Origin of the sequence: Serratia sp. JSRIV001 (assembly GCF_019968745.1) — a bacterium.
GTDB classification, from domain to species: domain Bacteria; phylum Pseudomonadota; class Gammaproteobacteria; order Enterobacterales; family Enterobacteriaceae; genus Chania; species Chania fonticola_B.
Window position 1 is genome coordinate 2,821,227 of sequence record NZ_CP074147.1, and the last position, 19,994, is coordinate 2,841,220.

The 19,994-nt window shown below is 53.3% G+C and carries 17 protein-coding genes, 1 pseudogene and 1 riboswitch; of the genes and pseudogenes, 6 read left to right on the plus strand and 12 right to left on the minus strand.

The window, feature by feature from the left end; genetic code table 11:
* Positions 1 to 94: 94 nt before the first annotated feature.
* Entirely contained in the window at positions 95 to 793 is a 699-nt protein-coding gene (locus KGP17_RS12935) for an RluA family pseudouridine synthase (RefSeq protein ID WP_209554323.1), read from the plus strand.
* A 189-nt stretch (positions 794 to 982) separates the two neighbouring features.
* Here the strand turns inward: KGP17_RS12935 and KGP17_RS12940 are convergent, their stop codons facing one another.
* Positions 983 to 1,900, minus strand: coding sequence for a LysR family transcriptional regulator (locus KGP17_RS12940; RefSeq protein WP_223499520.1), 918 nt, complete (start codon positions 1,898 to 1,900; stop codon positions 983 to 985).
* Positions 1,901 to 2,003: 103 nt separating this feature from the next.
* Here KGP17_RS12940 and KGP17_RS12945 point away from each other — a divergent pair, with 103 nt between their 5' ends.
* Entirely contained in the window at positions 2,004 to 3,212 is a 1,209-nt protein-coding gene (locus tag KGP17_RS12945) for an MFS transporter (RefSeq protein ID WP_223499522.1), read from the plus strand.
* A gap of 121 nt (positions 3,213 to 3,333) precedes the next feature.
* Here the strand turns inward: KGP17_RS12945 and KGP17_RS12950 are convergent, their stop codons facing one another.
* Positions 3,334 to 3,717 (minus strand): VOC family protein, encoded by a 384-nt coding sequence (locus KGP17_RS12950; protein ID WP_223499523.1) that lies wholly within the window; start codon positions 3,715 to 3,717, stop codon positions 3,334 to 3,336.
* A gap of 147 nt (positions 3,718 to 3,864) precedes the next feature.
* Between KGP17_RS12950 and KGP17_RS12955 the strand changes: the two genes are divergently transcribed.
* Together KGP17_RS12955 and KGP17_RS12960 are read left to right on the plus strand one after the other, a co-directional pair.
* Positions 3,865 to 4,269 (plus strand): NUDIX domain-containing protein, encoded by a 405-nt coding sequence (locus tag KGP17_RS12955; RefSeq protein WP_223499525.1) that lies wholly within the window; start codon positions 3,865 to 3,867, stop codon positions 4,267 to 4,269.
* 60 nt (positions 4,270 to 4,329) lie between these two features.
* Positions 4,330 to 4,884, plus strand: coding sequence for a GNAT family N-acetyltransferase (locus KGP17_RS12960; protein ID WP_059200821.1), 555 nt, complete (start codon positions 4,330 to 4,332; stop codon positions 4,882 to 4,884).
* Positions 4,885 to 5,092: 208 nt separating this feature from the next.
* Here KGP17_RS12960 and KGP17_RS12965 read toward each other — a convergent pair whose 3' ends face one another.
* The 3 genes from KGP17_RS12965 to KGP17_RS12975 all read right to left on the minus strand — a co-directional run bounded on the left by KGP17_RS12965 (position 5,093) and on the right by KGP17_RS12975 (position 6,847).
* Positions 5,093 to 6,052 carry a hypothetical protein gene (locus KGP17_RS12965; protein ID WP_223499527.1) on the minus strand — a complete coding sequence of 320 codons (960 nt, stop codon included), beginning with the start codon at positions 6,050 to 6,052 and terminating at the stop codon, positions 5,093 to 5,095.
* A gap of 96 nt (positions 6,053 to 6,148) precedes the next feature.
* Positions 6,149 to 6,661, minus strand: a complete 513-nt coding sequence (locus KGP17_RS12970; protein ID WP_037375908.1) for a hypothetical protein — start codon at positions 6,659 to 6,661, stop codon at positions 6,149 to 6,151.
* On the minus strand, positions 6,662 to 6,847 hold the full coding sequence (locus tag KGP17_RS12975; RefSeq protein ID WP_094981706.1) for a hypothetical protein: 186 nt from the start codon (positions 6,845 to 6,847) through the stop codon (positions 6,662 to 6,664).
* Between the two features lie 200 nt (positions 6,848 to 7,047).
* On the opposite strand from KGP17_RS12975, the gene KGP17_RS12980 reads away from it, so the two are divergent.
* Together KGP17_RS12980 and KGP17_RS12985 are read left to right on the plus strand one after the other, a co-directional pair.
* Entirely contained in the window at positions 7,048 to 8,226 is a 1,179-nt protein-coding gene (locus tag KGP17_RS12980) for a hypothetical protein (protein ID WP_223499529.1), read from the plus strand.
* Between the two features lie 128 nt (positions 8,227 to 8,354).
* On the plus strand, positions 8,355 to 8,891 hold the full coding sequence (locus tag KGP17_RS12985; protein ID WP_021806405.1) for a dihydrofolate reductase family protein: 537 nt from the start codon (positions 8,355 to 8,357) through the stop codon (positions 8,889 to 8,891).
* Between the two features lie 59 nt (positions 8,892 to 8,950).
* On the opposite strand, the pseudogene KGP17_RS12990 reads toward KGP17_RS12985, so the two are convergent.
* The 7 genes and pseudogenes from KGP17_RS12990 to KGP17_RS13020 all read right to left on the minus strand — a co-directional run.
* Positions 8,951 to 9,073 (minus strand): annotated as a pseudogene (locus tag KGP17_RS12990) (MerR family DNA-binding transcriptional regulator); the annotation flags it as partial.
* A 236-nt stretch (positions 9,074 to 9,309) separates the two neighbouring features.
* Positions 9,310 to 11,865 carry a heavy metal translocating P-type ATPase gene (locus KGP17_RS12995; protein WP_223499531.1) on the minus strand — a complete coding sequence of 852 codons (2,556 nt, stop codon included), beginning with the start codon at positions 11,863 to 11,865 and terminating at the stop codon, positions 9,310 to 9,312.
* 129 nt (positions 11,866 to 11,994) lie between these two features.
* Complete coding sequence (locus KGP17_RS13000; RefSeq protein ID WP_021806407.1) at positions 11,995 to 13,011, minus strand: sodium:calcium antiporter; 1,017 nt, start codon at positions 13,009 to 13,011, stop codon at positions 11,995 to 11,997.
* Between the two features lie 150 nt (positions 13,012 to 13,161).
* Positions 13,162 to 13,258: riboswitch (yybP-ykoY riboswitch) on the minus strand.
* A gap of 33 nt (positions 13,259 to 13,291) precedes the next feature.
* A complete protein-coding gene (locus KGP17_RS13005) occupies positions 13,292 to 15,346 on the minus strand; it encodes an SWIM zinc finger family protein (protein WP_223499533.1) in 2,055 nt (684 codons plus the stop codon).
* Positions 15,343 to 16,467 (minus strand): VWA domain-containing protein, encoded by a 1,125-nt coding sequence (locus KGP17_RS13010; protein ID WP_223499535.1) that lies wholly within the window; start codon positions 16,465 to 16,467, stop codon positions 15,343 to 15,345. The genes KGP17_RS13005 and KGP17_RS13010 overlap by 4 nt, the downstream gene beginning before the upstream one ends.
* Entirely contained in the window at positions 16,467 to 18,851 is a 2,385-nt protein-coding gene (locus tag KGP17_RS13015; protein ID WP_223499537.1) for a DUF5682 family protein, read from the minus strand. Before KGP17_RS13015 ends, KGP17_RS13010 begins: the two co-directional genes overlap by 1 nt.
* Positions 18,852 to 18,863: 12 nt before the next feature.
* Positions 18,864 to 19,964, minus strand: coding sequence for an AAA family ATPase (locus tag KGP17_RS13020; RefSeq protein WP_021806411.1), 1,101 nt, complete (start codon positions 19,962 to 19,964; stop codon positions 18,864 to 18,866).
* Between the last annotated feature and the right edge of the window lie 30 nt (positions 19,965 to 19,994).

The window sequence follows — 19,994 nt, forward strand, 5'->3', positions numbered from 1 at the left end:
AAAAATTACCGTTGCTCAATCAGGCTAAAGGCCAGATTCGCCAGCCTGCTGAAAATTCGTTATTATCCACATCCACTCTCTATCCGGCAGCATGATGTCTACGATTTTCGATACTTTTATTGCCCCACCGTGCCATGACGAGATAGAGATCCTCTATCAGGACGATCACCTTGTGCTCATCAATAAGCCCGCCGGGCTGCTCAGCCTCTCGGGGAAGAATCCGCAAAATCTCGATTCGGTGCATCATCGGTTGGTACAGATATTCCCCGGCTGCACCCTGATTCACCGCCTTGATTTCGGTACTTCCGGGCTGATGGTGGTTGCACGCAATAAGACTATCAACGCAGCCCTCTGCCAGCAATTCAGCCAGCGCACCGTGACCAAAGTTTACAGCGCACTGCTCTGCGGACACCTGAACGACAACAACGGGGTGATAGATGCTGCGATTGCCAAAGACCCGGCGCTGTTCCCACTGATGTCGATTTGCTCAATCCACGGCAAGCCCGCCCGCTCCCGCTATCGTGTCGTTGAACGCTTAAATCACGAGTTGGAAGACGGGACGTTACTGCCTTTGACGCGTGTAGAGCTAACCCCGGAGACCGGGCGCACCCATCAATTGCGTATTCACTGCCAGCAGTTGGGACACCCTATTTTGGGCTGCGATCTGTATGGCGGTCTCCTAATACCTGGCACCGAACGGACGCCGCGGCTGATGCTGCATGCCAGTGAGCTGCATTTTGTTCATCCTATTAGCGAAGCGTTGATCAAAGCCAGTAATGCCTGCCCGTTTTGAAAGTGAAGGTATCTATCGTGGTGTCGTGACCTGCACCCGTTGATTAACTCGGCGTAGTGCTTGCAAAGTCCAATGCTGGCATTGTCCTGTCCACTGGGCGGAACCGTGTCGGCTATGAGCGAAAAGCGGACATTGTGCATTTAGAGACTATTGTAACACCAGGACTCTCTGTGGCTGTTTAATGTAGCCTTAGGTTGCTAAGGATGTATGGCTCAAATTCTGCTGTATGTAATCAATGAGCGCTCGCGTTTTAGCTGGCAAATAACGCCTGTCAGTATAAAGTGCAAACAATTGAAGTGGGGCTGGCGGTTGTTCAAACTTAATCTCGATCAGCCGTCCATCGTCGATGTAGGGTTGGCAGGCCTGTCTCGAAAGAATGGCGAAACCAACACCCGCTACCGCCGCGCGTCCTGCCATCTCTCCGCTGTTTACCCTGTAATGGCCTTTAACCTTAATCGTCTCGAATCCCCCCTTTTTATTCATAAACTGCCAAGGAGCACCTTTAAGTGCATTTACCGTGGTAATGCAGGGTAATTCTTCAAATTGCTGTATACGAGAAGGGATGCCATAACGCTGAATGATGGAGGGGGCTGCAACGATAGTGCAAGGGATTGTCACCAGATGACGGGCTATGTAATCACTGTCATCCAGTTGGCCACGGCTCACAATGATGGCTAAATCCAGATCGTCTCGCAGGGATTCAAAACCAGACAAATTTGTGACACAGCTTATTTCCAGATCCGGGTGCTGGCAGGCAAAATCGGCAACCACAGAACCCAGCAGTGCAGGACCTATTTCATTGGGAATACAGATACGTAGTGGCCCCTTGAGCTGCATTTGCCGCAACGTTAATTCTGTTTCAGTCTGCTCAAGCGCTTCCAGTAATGGCTTTGCCCGGGTATAGAGCAAGTGTCCCGCCTGGGTGAGTTTCATATGTCGGGTGTTGCGCTCAATAAGCTGAAGATTCAGTCTGTCTTCTAACTGAGAAATACAACGACTCACGTTTGATGTCGGCATTTCAAGGATTTTCGATGCCCCAACAAAACTGTCTCTTTCAACCACCGCAATGAAAACTTTCAGGGTATTAAAATCAAGAGCTGGCCGCATCAACTATCCCATAAATGATAACAATAAGTGTCATTTTTACCATCTAATGAACCGCATTGATAGCAGTTAAACTCAGATATCTTTCATCCACAGGTCGCTTGCTATGTCACTGTTCACAACAACGTTTAATCATAAAGCCCTCATCCGGATAGCGGTTGTCATGGCTTTTATCCAGTTCACGAATGCACTGGAATATATGATGTTCAACCCTATTTTTGCTTTTATGGCAGCAGACTTCGTCGTTCCCGTATCATTCTCAGGCTACGTATCCGGCATGTACACATCCGGGGCAGTCCTCTCGGGAATTATCGCCTTTTACTGGATTGGTCGTATCAATAAGAAACGTTTTCTCTTCGTCAATATGGCACTTCTGGGGATACTGACATTTTTGACGACATTCACCTCCAGTTTTAGTCTTCTGCTTGCATTACGATTCTGCGCAGGACTGGTAGGAGGCACAACAATGGGGGTGGGTATCAGTATATTGATAAATCTCGCACCGGCTAACTTGCGCGGAAAAATGTTGGCGACGGTCATTGCATCATTTTCGATGGTAAGCATTGTCGGAATGCCCGCGATACTATTTTTGTGTGCTCATTACGGCTGGCATGTCGCTTTGTGGTTTATCAGTACACTGTGTTTGTTGGCATTGCCACTGATTGTTTCCATCATCCCTCAGGATCCACTCTCTTTCGACACACCCTACGCACTGCCTCTCGACGTTAATACTTTGCTGTTCGCTTCCAGTAATGCGCTGGTACAATTTAGCCCGATGCTGATCATTCCTGTTCTGGTACCATTAATGACTCACCTGCTGGGCGCCTCTCAAGACCTGCTGCCATGGCTGTTTTTCGCCGGGGGCATTGCAGGATACCTGTCAACAAAAATGACAGGCGCGTTAACTTCCCGTTTCTCTGCTTTGGTTCTGGCTACAGGGTCAACCATCGTCTTTATAGTGAGTTTGCTAATACCCATCCTGGGCTATCCGCATGCGGGGCTATTTATTACTGTATTTCTCGGTGCATCATACAGTCGTCTGGTTTCCTCCTCGGCGCTGACCATTCAGTTTCCTGATGACAGGCAACGAGCGGGATTCTCTTCATTGCAGTCATCAATAATGTACATGAACACAACGGTCGCATTTTTTCTGTCAGCTTTTCTATTACCTGGGCACGCCATAGCACCACAAAATATGAACACGTTGCTCGGGGTATGTGCAATTTCCGCATCAGGGTTCCCAATCATGGTTATCATTCTGCAAAAGAAACTGGCTAAGCGTACGCTCCAACCGAATCATCTCATCAATGATTAGCATAACGTCCGCTATTGGCACTGAGCAGACGGTCATATCTTATACAACCCAAAGCAGAAAGTGTCAGATTAAGTATAAAACGCCCTGTTTCTTCCTAGGATTCACAGCGGGTAAGCACACGCTAATCGAGATCCTGACCAACCATCATTCTGTGCCCCTCGGGAGTCTCTACGGTAAATTCACGCATGCCATGCGGTTTATCAACGGGGGGAGCCAATATGATTGCCCCCTTGCTGACAAATTCGTCATAAAGTGTCTGGGCATCATCGACATACAGATAAGCAAAATAGTTGTGATCGCCGGTTTCCGCGGGTGACATAGCATCCGGCGAATGACCTAACATGATACGCACGCATCCCCTGGTGGCGAGTTGCCACCCCATCCCCTCCGGCCATGCCAAGTCAAATCCCAGGACATCGCTAAAATACGCAGAGCTTGTTTTGAGATCGCGAACTGCAATCACAAAAGAACTGGACTGAAAGCTGGCAGCAGGTTTAGTCATCATGTAGTTCCACTTCAAGATGTTGTAGACCAGAGCGTAGCACAGGTTAGAGGATCTGCTTTGCCTGATAGGCTAGGAATCACCCTCCCCACTCTGGTACATTTGATGCCTTCACGCGGGGTGCTTTTCTACCAAACAACGGGATTCAGAATGTCAGAGAGTAAGCAAATTCATATAGCTGCGGCCGTCATCACCGATCGGGCTGGCCGGATCCTTCTGGTCAGAAAACGCAACACGGAGTGGTTTATGCAACCGGGTGGAAAAATTGAATCCGGCGAGCGGCCAGAGGTGGCACTTGCACGTGAACTGGAAGAGGAACTGAATGCCTCCTTCAATCCTGATGAGATGATCCCACTTGGGCGCTTTACGGATCTCGCAGCAAATGAGCCTGGGCACATGCTGATTGCTGACATGTTCAGAATCATCACCGAAGAGACCCACTTTCTACCCGCTGCAGAAATCGAAGAAGTGATATGGTTTGAACCTTCTAGCAACCAGCAGGTGCAACTGGCCCCGCTTACCAAAAATCATATTCTTTCTATGCTGGAACGTTAACGGGTCATTGGTAGTATCGATCCCCTTCACCATAACAACACATTAGAAAAGGATAATTTCTTGCATTCGATTACCCTGCCATTCTCCACCGAGCGCCTGCGGCTACGCCGCTTTACCCCTGACGATCTCCACGCCTATGCGGCTTACCATCGCCTGCCTGAAGTCTACCGCTACTTGTATGCTCCACCGCCGGAGCAGGCGCAAATGGAAAAGCGATTGGCAAAGGCCGTAGCCTCACGTTTCAGTGAAGACGGTGACACTTTTTATTGTGCCGTCACATTGAAAGATAGCGGCGAACTCATTGGTGAAGTGTTACTGAAACTGGCCAGCAGCGCGGCACTGCAAGGAGAAATCGGTTATATCTTCAATCCGGTTTATGCCGGTAAAGGCTATGCGGCAGAAGCGGTACGTTCGGTGCTGGAACGCGGCTTCACTGAAGTGGGTTTCCACCGCATTTTTGCCCGACTTGATGCAGCCAATCGCGGCTCTATCGGCGTGGTCGAACGCTTGGGTATGCGCAAAGAAGCACATTTACGACAGAACGATCGCTTTGATGGTCAATGGGGCGATGAACTGATTTATGCATTGCTGAAGCAAGAATGGCCACAAAACTGATGCCGAGGGGTTACGGCGGATTCGCTGATATCTAGGAGTAGGCCCTTTTATATGAGGAAACTTCCTGAAAGCTATCGACCTAACCGTTTAACGACTCGATCATCTGGTGCTTATTAATAACTGCTCAGCCGCCCGGGGAAAATATAACGGGCCGTGACCTGCCCCCATGATTACTCCGTGAGGCTTTCTTTTCTTAGGCGACTGCTTCCTATTTCTTCGCCAACCAAGGAGAAGTCGTGCTCCAGAAAATGATATCTGCACCGAGATAGTCTTCTGCGAATTGCACAAACTCATCCTTGCTAAATGGCTTGCCCGTATTGGGGTTCCTATAGGTCAAGGTCGGCTCTTGCACCGCCATGGCAACGAGTACCAGCTTATTTTTGTATTTGTTGAAGAATGGATAGGAGTTCTTCATTTGCGCCTTGCGGTTGGGAACAATATCTGGGCCGCCAAGCCCAATGTTATTGGCACTTGCGAACTCAAACAGCCGCCCCATGTAATTGTGGTCGTTATTCCATTCGCACGGCCAGAAATTAACATATTGCACCACATGTGACTTGGTGAACACCTTGCGCGCAAAGGTGAGATTTTCCATTTCGCCTGCGAAATAGTTATCGCAGGTAAATCCCTTGGGTAGCTTTTTCTCATCAAGATCAATGGCTGTTTCGGGTAAGTTCACACCATAGACTCGGCCATCGAAACGCTCTGCAAGCGCTGCCAACAGAGCCTGATAACGTTGGCGCACAGCGGGATCCCACTGCTGCGCCACCCAACCCGAGCCAATCGGCTTTCCTTCGCCAGGATTGTCAAATTGTGGCGATATCCCACCACCGTACCTGGCATCATTCATCAGATAATCAGGAACGTATCGGGCATTCTGTTCGAAAAACCGATCCTGGATCTGGATGAAAAGTTTTTTCTTGGCCCCTTTAAGACGAGCAAGATCCTGCTCAATCTGCGAAAAGTTGTACTTGTTCTTCTCAGGTTCGAGTGAGCGCCAATTGTAAACGATCTGCGCACCGCCAATGTCGCTACGCTCCATAATGACTGACGCCGCTTCAAGATCGCCTGAGCTGGTATAGACAAAGTTTTCTGGCATTTTAGCTAATACAGGCAGTGTCGCAGTAAGCAATGTTAGTGCGACAGTGAGCCTAATGCGTATGGTCAAGAGGTTATCCCTTTTTAATGGTTTGGTTTGCCGTGTGATGCCTGGCCCTTGGCACAGAGCACGAGTGTGCATACATGCAAAGCCTGTCGCTGAAAACTACCTGAAACTCCATTGTGCGCTAACGACAAAGATTGAGGGAAGAATAATACCACTTTCCACCCCAAAGTAGCTGGTAAAGTTGTATTGAACCGCATGATAGATATAGGGAGAGAACCCCACGCCGGTAGTATCCTTGAACTTTTTATATGAGCCGTCATTACCACATTGACTGAAAGCATCAAAAAAGAACTCACCAACATATCCGTAAACACCCTTAAAAACCCATCCAGAGTCATTAGACATCCAGTCTCTTCGCAGACCCAGTGCGATACAGCGGTCATTGAAACTGTTTTTCATTGTGCCAACCAAAATACTATATTTTGAATCCTCAGAAAACTTTCGTTCTACGGAGAAAAATTTGTTATCAAAGTTCTCCGTGTATTGCCCCTCATTGTTTATCGTATGATACACAAAGGAGCCGGTGTTAATAGAGTATAAATTTATTTCACCTGCGACACATGCGGGCACCACTGTTAACAAACATACCATAGCCACTGACTTATTAAGCATTTAAATGACCTCTTTAAATATGAGCGGTGTTGTTTGAGAGCCCTCTTCTCCTGAAAGATACGGTGCAGTGACTCTGTACGTTTTTCTCTCAGTAACGGTTAGCGCAAGTAGCGCTACAGCAGACAAAGGGGCTGCAATGACCAGCAGGCACACGGCAATCAAACGGGGGAACGAAGGTTTTGCCATACCAAGCTTCTTCCATCACGGATACATCTATTAACAGTAGTACATTCTTTATGGCGGACAAGGATGAACAAAGTGGTGAAATTCGCCTCCCAGCACCCGGTAGAGAACTCGCTCGGAGAATGCATCCCCCCCCATCTATTCACCACATCCCCGATCGGATAGTATTTCCCCACTGAAGGAATAATCAAAAGCAGCGATCCATGGACATCTCAGACTTAGGCCAAGCCCGCAGTAATACCGTCAGTAAGCTCCTCAATGCGCCAGATTTTGCGGCCTTGCTGATTGAACACGGTTGGGCGGCATTCCCAGATCGTTTTTTAAAAGCCGTCGCTAATGCGCAAGATACCGCCACTCAGGTTCTGCTAGATGTGCTGCCCGCCTTGTCGCTGGATGTGAAAATTCAGGTGGCGCAGCAAAGCAAACAGCCGTTTATCGTGCCTTGCATGGTATGGCCAGAGTTGGTCTGGCGTTGGCAGCCGTGGCAGTATGCCAGCGAAGCATTGGCGTGGGAGGCGTTGGGTTCACACTATCCAACACTGGTTGAGGGGCTTGCCGGCCGACCAATGGCCTCAAGATCAGACCATGAACGTGCTGCGGACAAAGTTTACTCAGACTATTTTCTGGACCCCGTTGGTCCCATTCTTGATAAGTTGGCTGCCAACCCGGCATGGCCAGCGTGCTGGGCAAATATTGCTATCCATCATCCGGATGAAACCGTACGTGAAAATATGATTTTCCGGCTGGTTGATCCCTCTCAAGCCCTGTTGCAGTCACTGACCAAAGATCCTTCTCATTTGGTTAGGTGCCGGCTGGTTTCTCGCTATCATGAAGATGAAGCGTTGATGATGGAGTTACTGGACGACGCCAATGTCTGGGTTAGAGGTGAGCTGGCGGAACGCGCCATTTCCAGCCATATATTGACCCAGCTTAGCCAATCGATGGATCTGTTTGTCCTGAGCAGGCTGGCTCATAACCGGCAGTTTTTCCTTAATCCAAATCCAAGCACAGGCGCCCGACTCGTATGGCAAAAGCTGGCGCAGCATCCCTACGTGTTTACCGAGGAGTGCTTTGCCGGTATGGCAGCACTGACGGAAGATGACATGATAGATTGGCCAATATTTTCTCGTTGGGTGGAACAACTCGCGGTTAGGTGTCCTCAAGTACGCGATAAAACTCCGCCGTTCCGCACCTTTGGCTATGCTGAATTTCCGGCTTCTGATACCAATTTGTACGACACTGCCAGCAGTCTGTTTCAGTTTAACCGTTCGCTGGCACTCAACCCTTTGACTCCAGTAGCGATCCTCCGCTTATTCAGCCAGTGCCAATTTGAGCCGTTGAGGCAAGAGGTAGCCCAGAATCCAGTCTTGCCTGCATGCTAATACGCCTGATGATAAAGTGGTGAAGTTCGCCGAAGAAGCGCAAGTCGCAAGACTGCTGACAACACCCAACAGGCTAAAAACGTAGGGGCGCTGCATGCTGCGCCCGCTTAGCAAACCAAGGATATCGAATGTCGAAGTTAATCTATTATGTTGCAGCATCTATGGATGGCTACATTGCCACCCAGGATCATGAGCTTGACTGGCTGACTAATTTTATTTTAGGTGATGATGCTACACCTTATGATGATTTCTACCAGAGTATTGGCGCAGTGATTATGGGAGGCAAAACCTACAGCTGGATAATGGAAAATGCCCATGGCGACTGGCCTTATCAAGATGTTCCAGCGTTCATTTTGACAAGTCAGGATCTGGCAATACCGCAAGGCACAGGCATAAGTAAAGTTTGTGGCAATGCTAATGATATTGCCAGGCATGCAAAACTGGCGGCAAAAGGTAAGGATGTTTGGGTCGTTGGAGGGGGTAAGTCCGCTGCATTTTTCGCCGATGCTGGTGAATTGGACCAATTACACATCACAACCATTCCCGTATTTCTGGGTGAAGGGATCAAGATCCTACCAGTCAACCGTAACGTGGTTGTGACACCAGTGACCAACAGGTTTTTACAAAGTGGTGCGTTAGAAAGCGTGTTAACTATAAGAAAGTAGTGCCGATTAGACGCCGTGGAATGTGATCGGCGGATAAAACGCAGGCTATGTACGTCCTAAGAGCTGTAATGGCGGTAGCCCGCATCCGACCCTATGGCCTAGGGGAGCAAACCGGTCTGTTCGTAGTAGCGGATCATTTTGGCTGAAACGCCGGAGGACTTGGCTGCTCGACCGATATTCATCGTTCACTCCTTCATGGGGCTACAGTTAGCGTTATTGTCACTGGTCTCCCTCACCCCAGCCCTCTCCCCAAGGAGAGGGAGCTGATACGTAGCTGCGGTCAGGTATGGAGATCAACTTACACAGCCTCGAAGCTCCGGAGCTAAGGTAAACACTTGAATCCATTTTTAGCACGGTCGGTCCCCTCTCCCTGTGGGAGAGGGTTAGGGGGAGGGGCATCACCATGGCCCGACATCGGTCATTTACTTGCGGTAACGGGGATAATCTCCGCCCCGCTTTCCGCCGTCCCGCTAGAAGCCTCAACCGTCATCGGAGCCTGGAAGCGCTTAAGCCGCAGCGCGTTGCCGAGAACAAAGACGCTGGAGAGCGCCATCGCCGCCGCCGCGAAGATCGGCGAAAGCAAAGTGCCGTTCCATGGATAAAGCGCACCTGCCGCCACCGGGATCAGCACCGCGTTATAGGCAAAGGCCCAGAACAGGTTTTGTTTGATGTTGCGGATCGTCGCCTGGCTGAGTGCGATAGCGTTCGGCACCCCGCGCAGGTCGCCAGACATCAACACTACGTCGGCCGCCTCGATAGCTACATCGGTACCGGTGCCGATGGCTAGCCCTACGTCCGCTTCCGCCAACGCCGGGGCGTCGTTGATACCGTCCCCCACAAAGGCCACTCGCGCCCCGTTGGCCCGGAACTTTTTCAGCGCAGCAACCTTGCCGTCGGGCAATACCTCTGCCGCAACTTCATCAATACCGAGCTGTTTGGCGATCGCCGCCGCCGTTGCCGCATTGTCGCCGGTGATCATCGCCACTTTGAGGCCCAACGCGTGCAGCGCCTTAATAGCCTCTGGCGTGGTTTCCTTGATCGGATCGGCAACCGCAATAATCGCCGCCAGGCGACCGTCGATAGCGGCATAGAGCGGGCTCTTACCCTGTTCACCCAGGCGCTGGGCGGCAGACTTGAAGCTCGCCACATCAAGGCCAAGCTGCGTCATGAACCGATCCGCACCGACGGAGACCACCCTGCCATCAACCTTGGCCGTTACGCCAAAGCCCGGCACGGCGTCGAAGCCTTCAACGGGGGCCAGCGTGATGCCTTGCTGTTTGGCGGCCAGCACAATCGCTTCGGCGATCGGGTGCTCAGAGCGGGTTTCGACCGCCGCCACCAGAGCCAGCACTTCGCTGTACTCAAAACCCTTGGCGGGAACGAGATCGGTGAGTTCTGGGCGTCCTTTGGTCAAGGTGCCAGTCTTGTCGAGAGCAATAACGCTCACATCACGCAGCGCCTGCAAGGCTTCCCCCTTGCGGAACAACACGCCAAGTTCAGCGGCGCGCCCGGTACCGACCATAATTGACGTCGGCGTAGCCAGCCCCATGGCGCATGGGCAAGCGATAATCAGCACCGCCACCGCATTCACCAACGCAAAGGTCAGCGCCGGATCCGGGCCGAAGACCAGCCAGACCAGGAACGTCAGCGCGGCGGCAGCCATCACTGCCGGTACAAACCACATGGTCACCTTATCGACCAGCGCCTGGATCGGTAGCTTGGAGCCCTGCGCTTCCTCAACCAGGCGGATGATCTGCGCCAGCACGGTATTGGCCCCAACCTTGGTGACGCGGAAGCTGAAAGCGCCGGTCTTGTTGATGGTGCCACCGACAACGGCAGCGCCTACGCCCTTCGATACGGGTAACGGCTCGCCGGTGATCATGCTCTCATCCACATAAGATGCCCCCTCGACGACCTCGCCATCGACAGGGATCTTCTCCCCTGGACGAACGAACACCACGTCACCGGTGGTCACCTGATCGAGCGGGATCTCAACGGTATCGCCGTTACGTTCAACGCGCGCGGTCTTTGCCTGAAGCCCGACCAGCCGTTTGATGGCCTGAGACGTTCGCCCCTTGGCGCGAGCCTCCAACGTGCGCCCAAGCAGGATCAAGGTCACGATGACCGTGGCGGCTTCGAAGTAAACGTTAGCGGTTCCCTTAGGCAGCACCTCGGGAATGAAAGTCGCCACCACCGAATAGCCGTACGCCGCTGCCGTACCCACCGACACCAGCGAGTTCATATCGGGAGCACCACGCAACAACGCCGGGATACCCTTGCGGAAAAAGCGCAGGCCCGGGCCGAACAGCACCAGGGTGGCGAGTACAAACTGTATATACCAGCTCGTCTGTTCACCTAAAACGCCTTGCACCCAATGGTGCATCGGGGGAATAAGGTGCGAGCCCATCTCAAGGATAAAGACCGGCAAAGTGAGAATGCCCGCAATCAGCAAAGAGCGGCGTAAGCCGCGCGCTTCATTCTCGCGGCGTTCGGTATCCTGATCGTTTACATTCGGCGTTTCGGCAGACAAACGACGGGCCTTGTAACCCGCCTGCACAACCGCCGCTTCAAGGTCAGCGGTGGAGATAACCCCGGCGAGGTGCCGTACCCGCGCACGCTCGGTCGCCAGGTTGACGCTGGCAGAGAGGACGCCTGGAAGTTGTGTCAGCGCCTTCTCAACTCTTCCGACGCAGGATGCGCAGGTCATCTCTTCTATCGCCAGTTCGGTAGTCTCTTCACGGACGGCGTAACCGGCACTCTCGATAGCACTAACGGTCGCTTGTAGATCGGCCACGCCGCTAAAGGTGACATCTGCCCGCTCGGTGGCAAGATTGACCGTAGCTGTTTGCACGCCAGGAACGGCTTTTAATGCGCGTTCGACACGGCCAACGCACGATGCACAGGTCATTCCTTCGACCGGCAGGCTCAGACGAGTTGCTTGATTGGAACCTGATGGGACGAAAACGGAAGCCATGGTTCTACTCCTGGGAAGTTTCGGTAACAAAAAGCTTAAACCTTCCCACCAGGGGAAGGTCAAGGTCTGTTAGCAATCAGTTCCGTGGGGGAGTGAGCAGGGTTATCGCTTTGACCTACATCTGATTATTTAGCCGCTAAATGAGATTGAGGCGATAATATAAGCAAAATAGAAAGCCCCATTAATAAATAGCATCCACACTTTCAGATTTTTGTTTCTGGCGTTGATCCACAGCCAAAATGCCGATGAAAGCGTAATAAACACCCCGATCAGCACTTCATGCCGGGGTTGCCATGGCGTCAATAATATCCCGATGGCGGGTAATATGGTGCCTTGGAAAACCATTGCGCCGGTAATATTGCCTAATGCCAGAGTATCCTTCCCTTTGCGAATCCATAGAATGCTGTTCACCTTCTCTGGCAATTCGGTAGCTATAGGAATGATAATCAATGACAGTAACAACACAGAGATGCCAAGCTTTTCCGATACTGCGGCCACACCGTCTATAAAACCTAAAGCCCCCGCCACCAATACGCCCAAACCAATTAAAGTTTGCAGGATGATGGTGAATAGCGTGGTGGGCAATCCCACTCGGGATAAGAACATGACGTTATCTGCTGCGGTTCCATTGCCTTCAGCCACTAATTTTTTCGACGCGTGTAAGGTTTTTACCATGTAGGTGACATAAAGCAAGACCAACAACACGCTGACGCCCATCCTGGCGACTTTCATCTCTACAGGAATGAACAAGGCGATTGCGGCTAACACAAAAGCCAGCAGGAAGAAATGCGTATCTCGTATAAACCCGGTGGGCTCTGGGGTGATTGCCCCGTTAATACCCCGCCGTCTTACCACAGCCAGAGCCATCAAAAAGACAGACAGCGTAGACAGCATCAGCGGCGCGCCCAATATCGCCCCCACGCCAATCTCTTCGTTAACATTAGCCGCCGACGTGCCGGCAACCAGAGCCAAAATGGGTACCATGGTTTCAGGCAAGGCGGTGCCAATAGCGGCAAAAAGCGAACCGGTTACCCCTTCAGAGATCTTCAACCTTTCGCCAAGGTGTTCCAGGGCATTGGTGAAAATTTCAGAGGCAATCAAGATGATGATTAAGGATATCGCGAGCTGGAAAAATGACAGTGTCATCCTTTAGCCCTCAATTTGCCCGGTTTTTTGCTGAGGTAATTTGAGAATAAAACAGAAAAAAGGGTCATGATGGAAATACCGACTGGACGTTGTAAACCATGGCGTAATATTCCTCGTCCAATCCAAAAGAAATATTACCCCTATGGTCTCGCCAATCTGATCGACGGATGTGCCACAGCAACTTGCTGAGTATGTTGACACATCCTCCTTCATGATGAAGGAAGGCTACTCCCCAAATGAGTGGGGCAAGCTTAGTCGAACTGTCATGGCGCTGTCAAAGTCAATTACTCTGCCGGTCTTTCACCAGGCGCAGCGTTTGATAAATCGTCATCAACCGGTGGACTAATTCTGTGTGGTTATTAGAGCGAATACGCTCGGATAACTCGTTTAACCCTGCAGACAGCTGCATCAGGCCATAGCCATTTAGCGCCTCGGCCAGGATTTCCACCCGCTCAATCCCACGCCCCCCAAGATGCCGGATCCCCTGCTGTAACCACTGTGCCAGTAACGTTTCGGTGTCTGCCAACGCTTGCTGTATACCCGAACGCTGTTGCAGATCGGCCTGGCGATCCATTGGAAAAGGCTCAGCCTCATCGGCGCACAGCGAGAATATCTGGGTGTCACTGGCTACGGCCAACGGCTCGATAAACAACTTTCCTGACTCGATCTTCACCCTGCCCGAAATCAACCGTGGCGGAGTTGCTGGCGTGAGCATTGCCCTGGCCAATAGCTCTGTAGCCTGAGGGGTGGCACTATCGTAATTTAGTGACACCGTCACAAAATTATCATCACGATCCTCTCCGCTTAAGATATCAATCTGCAAGCACTGTAATGCCGGGTCCCAGCACCAGTCGAGCACCTCACTAATCGGTAAGATATGCAGCTGTTCGATCGGCTGCCTGGGGCGTACAAAATCTGGCAATGCCTGCTGGAGATGACGTTTCAGCGCTGCGGCATCAGGCTGCCTGAGCGGTTCCCCCAACAGCTCCCACGCACGGGCAGAGAGCGGCAACACGCTGGTATATTGCTTACCGCTGGCAATGTCCAACGCCCCGTTTGCCCGGCGCTTGGCGGCATTGGTGATCACCTGGCAAGCCGCCAGTTTTTTTACCGGGTGACCAGCAATCCTGCGGCTGCCTATCGGCGTCGCCACGCCTTGTGGATCGCTATTTTTAAGCCACTGGCGTTCGATCACCATCAGCGCTTGGGAGTCCGGGTCGGTGTAGATCAGATCCACCCCTTCCTGCTGCTCGTCGGCCCAATAACGTGCACCGAGTGACACCAGTTTCAGATGTTCCAGTTGGATCTCACCTTTGACGCCCAGACCAAGAATTTCAGCCGCTGGAAGGCGTGGTAAGCTCTGCTGCTGCGCCTGTTGGTCCATGCACCTGGCCGCGACTAGCCGGGCGGAAAGCCCGCTGATGCGCTGCAAGAATTCAACCGGATGATAGCGGCTTGAACGATTATGCTGATCGGCCATCCCTTGCTGAATATCCGCCAGGCTTTCGCTTACCCAGCGCCACTGAAGCTGCTGGGCATGGCGACTCACTTCCGCCATCAGCGGTTTGATGGCCCTCTCTGGCTGGCTACTGCCGTCCGACCACAGTTTGAGCAGCAATTTATCCAACGACGTTTGTAATAGCACTGCCTCTGGCTGGTCAAATAAGGCGTTTGCCTGCGCCTGTTCACCGTCAGGCAAGCGGATTTGCAGCGTTAACTGCTCAAAATCCGGCTGGCAGAGTTCGGCCTGCTCAAACCCCCAGACCGCCATCACAATATGCTCGCAAATCGTCTCCTGAATACAGTCACAGCGCGCATGTGCCAAGCTGCTGCGGGAGAAAAATCGCACGTCACACATCGGTAAACGCGCTGACGGAGTGGCTTGCGCCCCGCTACCTTTGCTCAACTGCACTACGACGCTGCCTTGGATCAACTTTTTCGCCCGGCTAATGACCGAGAGCGGGACATCACTAAGCTGTTCGCTAAATCTGGCCGGTGACCAAGCTGGTACAGGTTCTTGCGGCTGAACATCGTCAGCTTCTGGGGACAACCCGCTAGCATGTAACGCCTGATAGGCCAGGACCAGCGTGACCCGATGGCGGCACATGCTGCTGGCCGGGCAGCTACAGGTCGCATCCCGCAAGGTTTTACCTGGCGGAAAAGTGACTTGATTGCCGTCGCCGAACCTGGCCTCAATACAGCCGTCATCACGCTCTGTCAGTTCAGGCAGTTTTCCTTCTGCGACCTCTTTCTGTGCGCGCTTGACGAAGCCCGCGTTGCTTAACGCCATCAGGGCTTCCGGCGTGAGTTCGAGTAAATCGGAACGTTGAGTCATCCTTGTACCTTTTCTGCCAGCCAGGCCGCCAGTTCGCCGGGCGTCATGGCGCCAATTTGTGCGCCGACCGCGACCAGCCGGTTAGCCATATCACGATCGTATTGTGGATTGGCCTGATGATCCAACGCCGCCAGCCCCAGTACTTTGGCTCCGGTCTGAATGCAGGTACGCACCCGCCGGACCAGCTCACTTTCGCTGCTGCCCTCAAAGAAATCGCTCAGCAATACCACGATCGTGCGTTGGGGATTGGTGATGCAGGACTGGGCATAACCCACCGCCTTGGCGATATTGGTGCCGCCACCGAGTTGCACCTTCATCAGCAGTTCAACCGGATCGCTGACGTCTGCGGTCAAGTCCACCACGGCAGTATCAAAAGCGACCAACCGCGTTTGCATGCCCGGTAAATTCCACAGGCAGGCCGCCATCACGGCGGCATGGATCACCGAATCCACCATGGAACCACTCTGGTCTACCAGCAGGATGATGTCCCAACGTTCACTATGGCGTTTAACCCGGCTCATAAACGCCGGGGTTTCGATAAACAGCTTGCCGTGCTGCGGGCTCCAGCGGTGCAGGTTTTCGGCAACGGTGCGTTTAAAATCAAAGTTACGCGCCACTTTGGCCTGCGAGGGGCGGCGCCGGTCGCGGCTGCCGGAAAATGACTGACGTACGTCACGCGCCAGGCGTTCCATGATCCGCCGTACCACTTCCGCCACCAACCGGCGTGCGGCGGCCAACACCTGCGGGTTCATCAAGTGTTTGGTATGTAACACCGCTTTCAGTAACGCTTCCGAGGGTTCAATACGTTCCAACACGTCAAGATTGGTGACCACATCGTCAATGCCGTAGCGCTCAACCGCGTCCACTTCCAGCCGTTCGATCACCTCTTTGGGGAACAACTGGTGGATCTCATTAATCCACTCAGGCGTGGTCAGGTTGGATTTACCCAGGCTGGCTCCGCGTTCACCACGGGCCAAACGTTCCGGATCCCGGCCATACAGCCATTCCAGAGCGCTATCAACTGAGCGATAGTGATCGTCTAGTTCACCCAGCGAGGCCTCGGCGGCTTCACCTAACAGCAAGCGCCAGCGCTGTAACTCTGGAGTCAATTGATTTGCCATTACACCAGCCCCCATTGGCCAAGGATTTCCAGCGCCCGCTTTTCTGCCTGCTGCATAGCGGCAATCTCCTGAGGCGTTGCGGCAGTAATTTCGCGATTTAACGACGAAACCGGTAGATGACTCGCCTGATGTAGCTCCAGTATCTGGCGGGCAAACTCACCGCGCTCCCTTGGTGGCAGCCAGGCAAATGCACCGCGCATCGCGGGCAAGGCCAGCAGGAAGTCTTCGTCATCCAGTGCGGTAACCAGCTGGTTCAGGCCGTGAACAAAGGTTAAATCCTGGGTCAAGTGGTGGCGCGCCAACGCAATTAATCCGCTGAGCGCATCGCCCATTTTATTGGCTGCCAGGGTGGCCAGCAGCGCTAGCGGCTGTGCGATCGGTGATATGGTATCAGGATGGGTGTCATTCAGGCTGAGTAATGCGCCCAAAGCCGCACCACGGCTTAGTGGATCGGCATCGGTAGACGCGGCTTTTCTTTGCCAAACGGTGAGCGCGCGATCGGCTTCCAGCGTGGGAAATAACGTATTGCGGTCGGTATCAGGCAGTGCGAGCAGATCCCGCGTCACCAAACGGATCGCCTGAAATGCCGCAATGTGCCGATGGCTGTCGGCGGGGTTCACGCCGCCATAGCTTTCACATAGCCACAGCGCGCGGTCGAAGGTTATCTGGATCACCGTCAACAAGATCGCTGATCCTTGCATACCCACGCTTTCACCGTGGCGATACAGCGTGTGGGCAGCTTCCAGCGCCAAGCCCAGGTCCTCAAAACTCCCTTCCTGGCTCACCGCCGCAGTAAGCTGTTCTACTACTCGGCTGCTGAAATCCGCCAGCCCGGCCAACGCCGCCTGATTCAGTAATTTAACCAGCGCCACCACTATCCCCTGGCTACCGTGCAACTCCAGCAAGGCTTCTTCCAGCTTGGCCAGTGCCGCATCGGACAGCGTAGCGCCGTAGGAGGCCGCCTCAATCAGCGCAGCAACCTGCTCAAGCGGTGCTCGAAGCTGCCAGTGTTCGCTCATTTCACCCGACATGGCTTGCCCAACGCCCTTCAGGCAGTGGATGCCCGGGATCGCCAATAGCAATAACTGATGTAGGGCTCTGCTGCGCTGGCGATCTTCAGGTTTAAGCAGGTCGAGCTTGACCTCTGAGGGGATCGTAATCGCCAACCGTTCAAGTTCGAGCTCCAGCGAAATCAACAACGGTGGGCGTGGCGTATTGTTTGCCAGCTTGCCGTGAGACTCTCCGGCCAATACCGCCATCATTTGTACCAGGATGGGTTCGGTTCCTGGCCGTAAAGGACCGCGATAGGTCCACGGCAGCGGGACATCCATCGCCTCTTTCACCAGCGAACCGGCCATGGCATCCAGCCAATCATTGCGTAACGGCAACTGGTGGCCGCGCAGCCGCGCAAGTGCCTGAACCCGTAGATAAACTGCACCCATATCAGCGGTCGACGCCGGAAGGTTAAGCTTGCGCAACCGCTCTAGTATGCGCTGGAAAGCGTATAGTCCTGCCTGCTCCAAGCCAAATTCCCACACCCACTGCTGAAACGCCGGTGACGGCATGCCCGAGGCATAGCCGGTGAAAGCATCCAGCCGCTTATAGCTGTAGGGCACCAAATAAGAGCCGGTGGTGTATTGAGTATCGCCTTGCCAATCGTCAAAACATTGGCTTATAGCGGGCAGTTCAGGCTCATGTTCTTCACTGGGGAGGTTTTGCCACAGCTTCATCAAGGCAGGTGCGTGATAGCCGCCACACACCACTAACACGGCCCCGTCCCGTTGATCCATGGCCCAGCGGATCCAACGGGCCATCATTGCTTCACGATCCTGGTTGCCCTGCGAGCCGGGAACCTCTCCGCGCAGCCGTTCGAAATAGTGGCTTAGACGTTGTTCCAGCTCCCTCACATCGCACTGATCTTCAAATAACCGATCCCAAAGCGCATCGCTCCCCTGAATGCCCAGCTCTTGGCTCAGTGCCTGTTCAAAATCCTCTGCCCGTTGCTGCTGTTCAGCATCGGCTAAATCGGCGTAGCGGTTAGCAATATCGGCAAACGCAGCATGCCAGGCCGGCAGATCCATAAAGCGTATTTCCGCCTTGATCGCCCGCGCTTGTTGCAGAGCCTGCCACTCTGGAGAATGCTCGGCAAACGGTGACCAGGAACCTCTGCGCACGCCCTGCCCAGGCTGTTGCGGCACGCCATAGCTATAGATAGCCAGCGGCAGCTTATGGGGCAAAAACAGCTCATCAAGCCGGGAGTTGAAGTCCATCGGCCCTTCTATCAGCACGTAGCGCGGTTTTAGCGTGTTAATTCTCGCCGCTACCAGCCGGGCACAGGCCGGGCTATGGTGGCGAATACCGATGATTTCCGGTGATTTATTCATTACGCAGCGCCTTTAAGGCAAACGGTGTCTGGCTTGGTAATAGGCTCGCCAGTGGTTGCCGGGCTTTTTCGCCACCTTTTGCTCAAAATAGCGCCTGAGTTTTGCCCGATCGTCCGCATTGTCTTTGACCACCGTCCCGGCGATACACTCCACCAGATCGGCAGGCTCACCGCTGCGTTGTTCAAGAAACCACGCCCGCACTCCCACCGCATGGGCTACGTTCACCGCCTCGGCGGTCGACATCACGGCGGTTAACCGATCCATGGCGCTGTCGCCGCCTTTACCCGCTGATTTCTCACCGCCGCGCAGATCGCGGAAGGTGGTGACCAGCAGTTCCAGCACCTCAACGGGGACGGTATGAGGAATGGCGCTCTTTTCCAACAGCCGGTTGGACGCCGTAGCCACCAAATCCAGTTCCTGTTGGAAGTCCATGATCGGAAATACGGTCTCAAAATCAAAGCGGCGCTTCAGGGCGGCACTCATTTCGTTCACGCCGCGGTCACGGGTGTTGGCGGTACCGATAATGTTGAACCCTTCCTGCGCATACAGCAGGTTATGGTCATCATTCAGCTCGGGGATGGTCATCACGCGATCGGACAACATGCCCAGCAGGCAGTCCTGCACTTCCAACGGCGCACGAGTGATCTCTTCAAAACGCACGATTTTGCCGTCGCGCATGCCTTGATAAAGCGGTGCCGGAACCAGCGCTTTCAACGAGGGCCCTTCGTTAATCAGCATGGCGTAGTTCCATGAATACTTGATCTGATCTTCGGTAATCGATGCCCCGCCCTGGATCGTCAGGCTGGAGGTGCCAGAAATGGCGGTCGCCAGCAGTTCAGACAGCATGGATTTGGCGGTGCCCGGCTCACCAACCAACATCAGGCCGCGGCCAGTCGCCAGCGTCACCAGCATCCGCTCAATCGAGGCCACGTCGGCGACAATTTTGCGCTCAATGCCCAACTTTTCGTCACCCAGAATAAAGCGCCGGGCGGCATTCAGGCTCAGTGCCCAGCCCGGCGGGCGCGGTTGGTTATCCAATTCAGCCAACAGGGCAAGTTGTTCTGCGTATTGAACTTCCGCTGGTGGCCGCTGCATTTTTTGTTGTTCAGACATAGGGATGGATTCTCTTGGTAGGCGGTACGA

Coding starts and splice junctions, on each gene's coding strand:
- KGP17_RS12935 (WP_209554323.1), top strand. CDS start 95: ATGTCTACGATTTTCGATACTTTTATTGCCCCACCGTGCCATGACGAG.
- KGP17_RS12940 (WP_223499520.1), bottom strand. CDS start 1,900: ATGCGGCCAGCTCTTGATTTTAATACCCTGAAAGTTTTCATTGCGGTG.
- KGP17_RS12945 (WP_223499522.1), top strand. CDS start 2,004: ATGTCACTGTTCACAACAACGTTTAATCATAAAGCCCTCATCCGGATA.
- KGP17_RS12950 (WP_223499523.1), bottom strand. CDS start 3,717: ATGATGACTAAACCTGCTGCCAGCTTTCAGTCCAGTTCTTTTGTGATT.
- KGP17_RS12955 (WP_223499525.1), top strand. CDS start 3,865: ATGTCAGAGAGTAAGCAAATTCATATAGCTGCGGCCGTCATCACCGAT.
- KGP17_RS12970 (WP_037375908.1), bottom strand. CDS start 6,661: ATGCTTAATAAGTCAGTGGCTATGGTATGTTTGTTAACAGTGGTGCCC.
- KGP17_RS12975 (WP_094981706.1), bottom strand. CDS start 6,847: ATGGCAAAACCTTCGTTCCCCCGTTTGATTGCCGTGTGCCTGCTGGTC.
- KGP17_RS12980 (WP_223499529.1), top strand. CDS start 7,048: ATGGACATCTCAGACTTAGGCCAAGCCCGCAGTAATACCGTCAGTAAG.
- KGP17_RS12985 (WP_021806405.1), top strand. CDS start 8,355: ATGTCGAAGTTAATCTATTATGTTGCAGCATCTATGGATGGCTACATT.
- KGP17_RS12995 (WP_223499531.1), bottom strand. CDS start 11,865: ATGGCTTCCGTTTTCGTCCCATCAGGTTCCAATCAAGCAACTCGTCTG.
- KGP17_RS13000 (WP_021806407.1), bottom strand. CDS start 13,011: ATGACACTGTCATTTTTCCAGCTCGCGATATCCTTAATCATCATCTTG.
- KGP17_RS13005 (WP_223499533.1), bottom strand. CDS start 15,346: ATGACTCAACGTTCCGATTTACTCGAACTCACGCCGGAAGCCCTGATG.
- KGP17_RS13010 (WP_223499535.1), bottom strand. CDS start 16,467: ATGGCAAATCAATTGACTCCAGAGTTACAGCGCTGGCGCTTGCTGTTA.
- KGP17_RS13015 (WP_223499537.1), bottom strand. CDS start 18,851: ATGAATAAATCACCGGAAATCATCGGTATTCGCCACCATAGCCCGGCC.
- KGP17_RS13020 (WP_021806411.1), bottom strand. CDS start 19,964: ATGTCTGAACAACAAAAAATGCAGCGGCCACCAGCGGAAGTTCAATAC.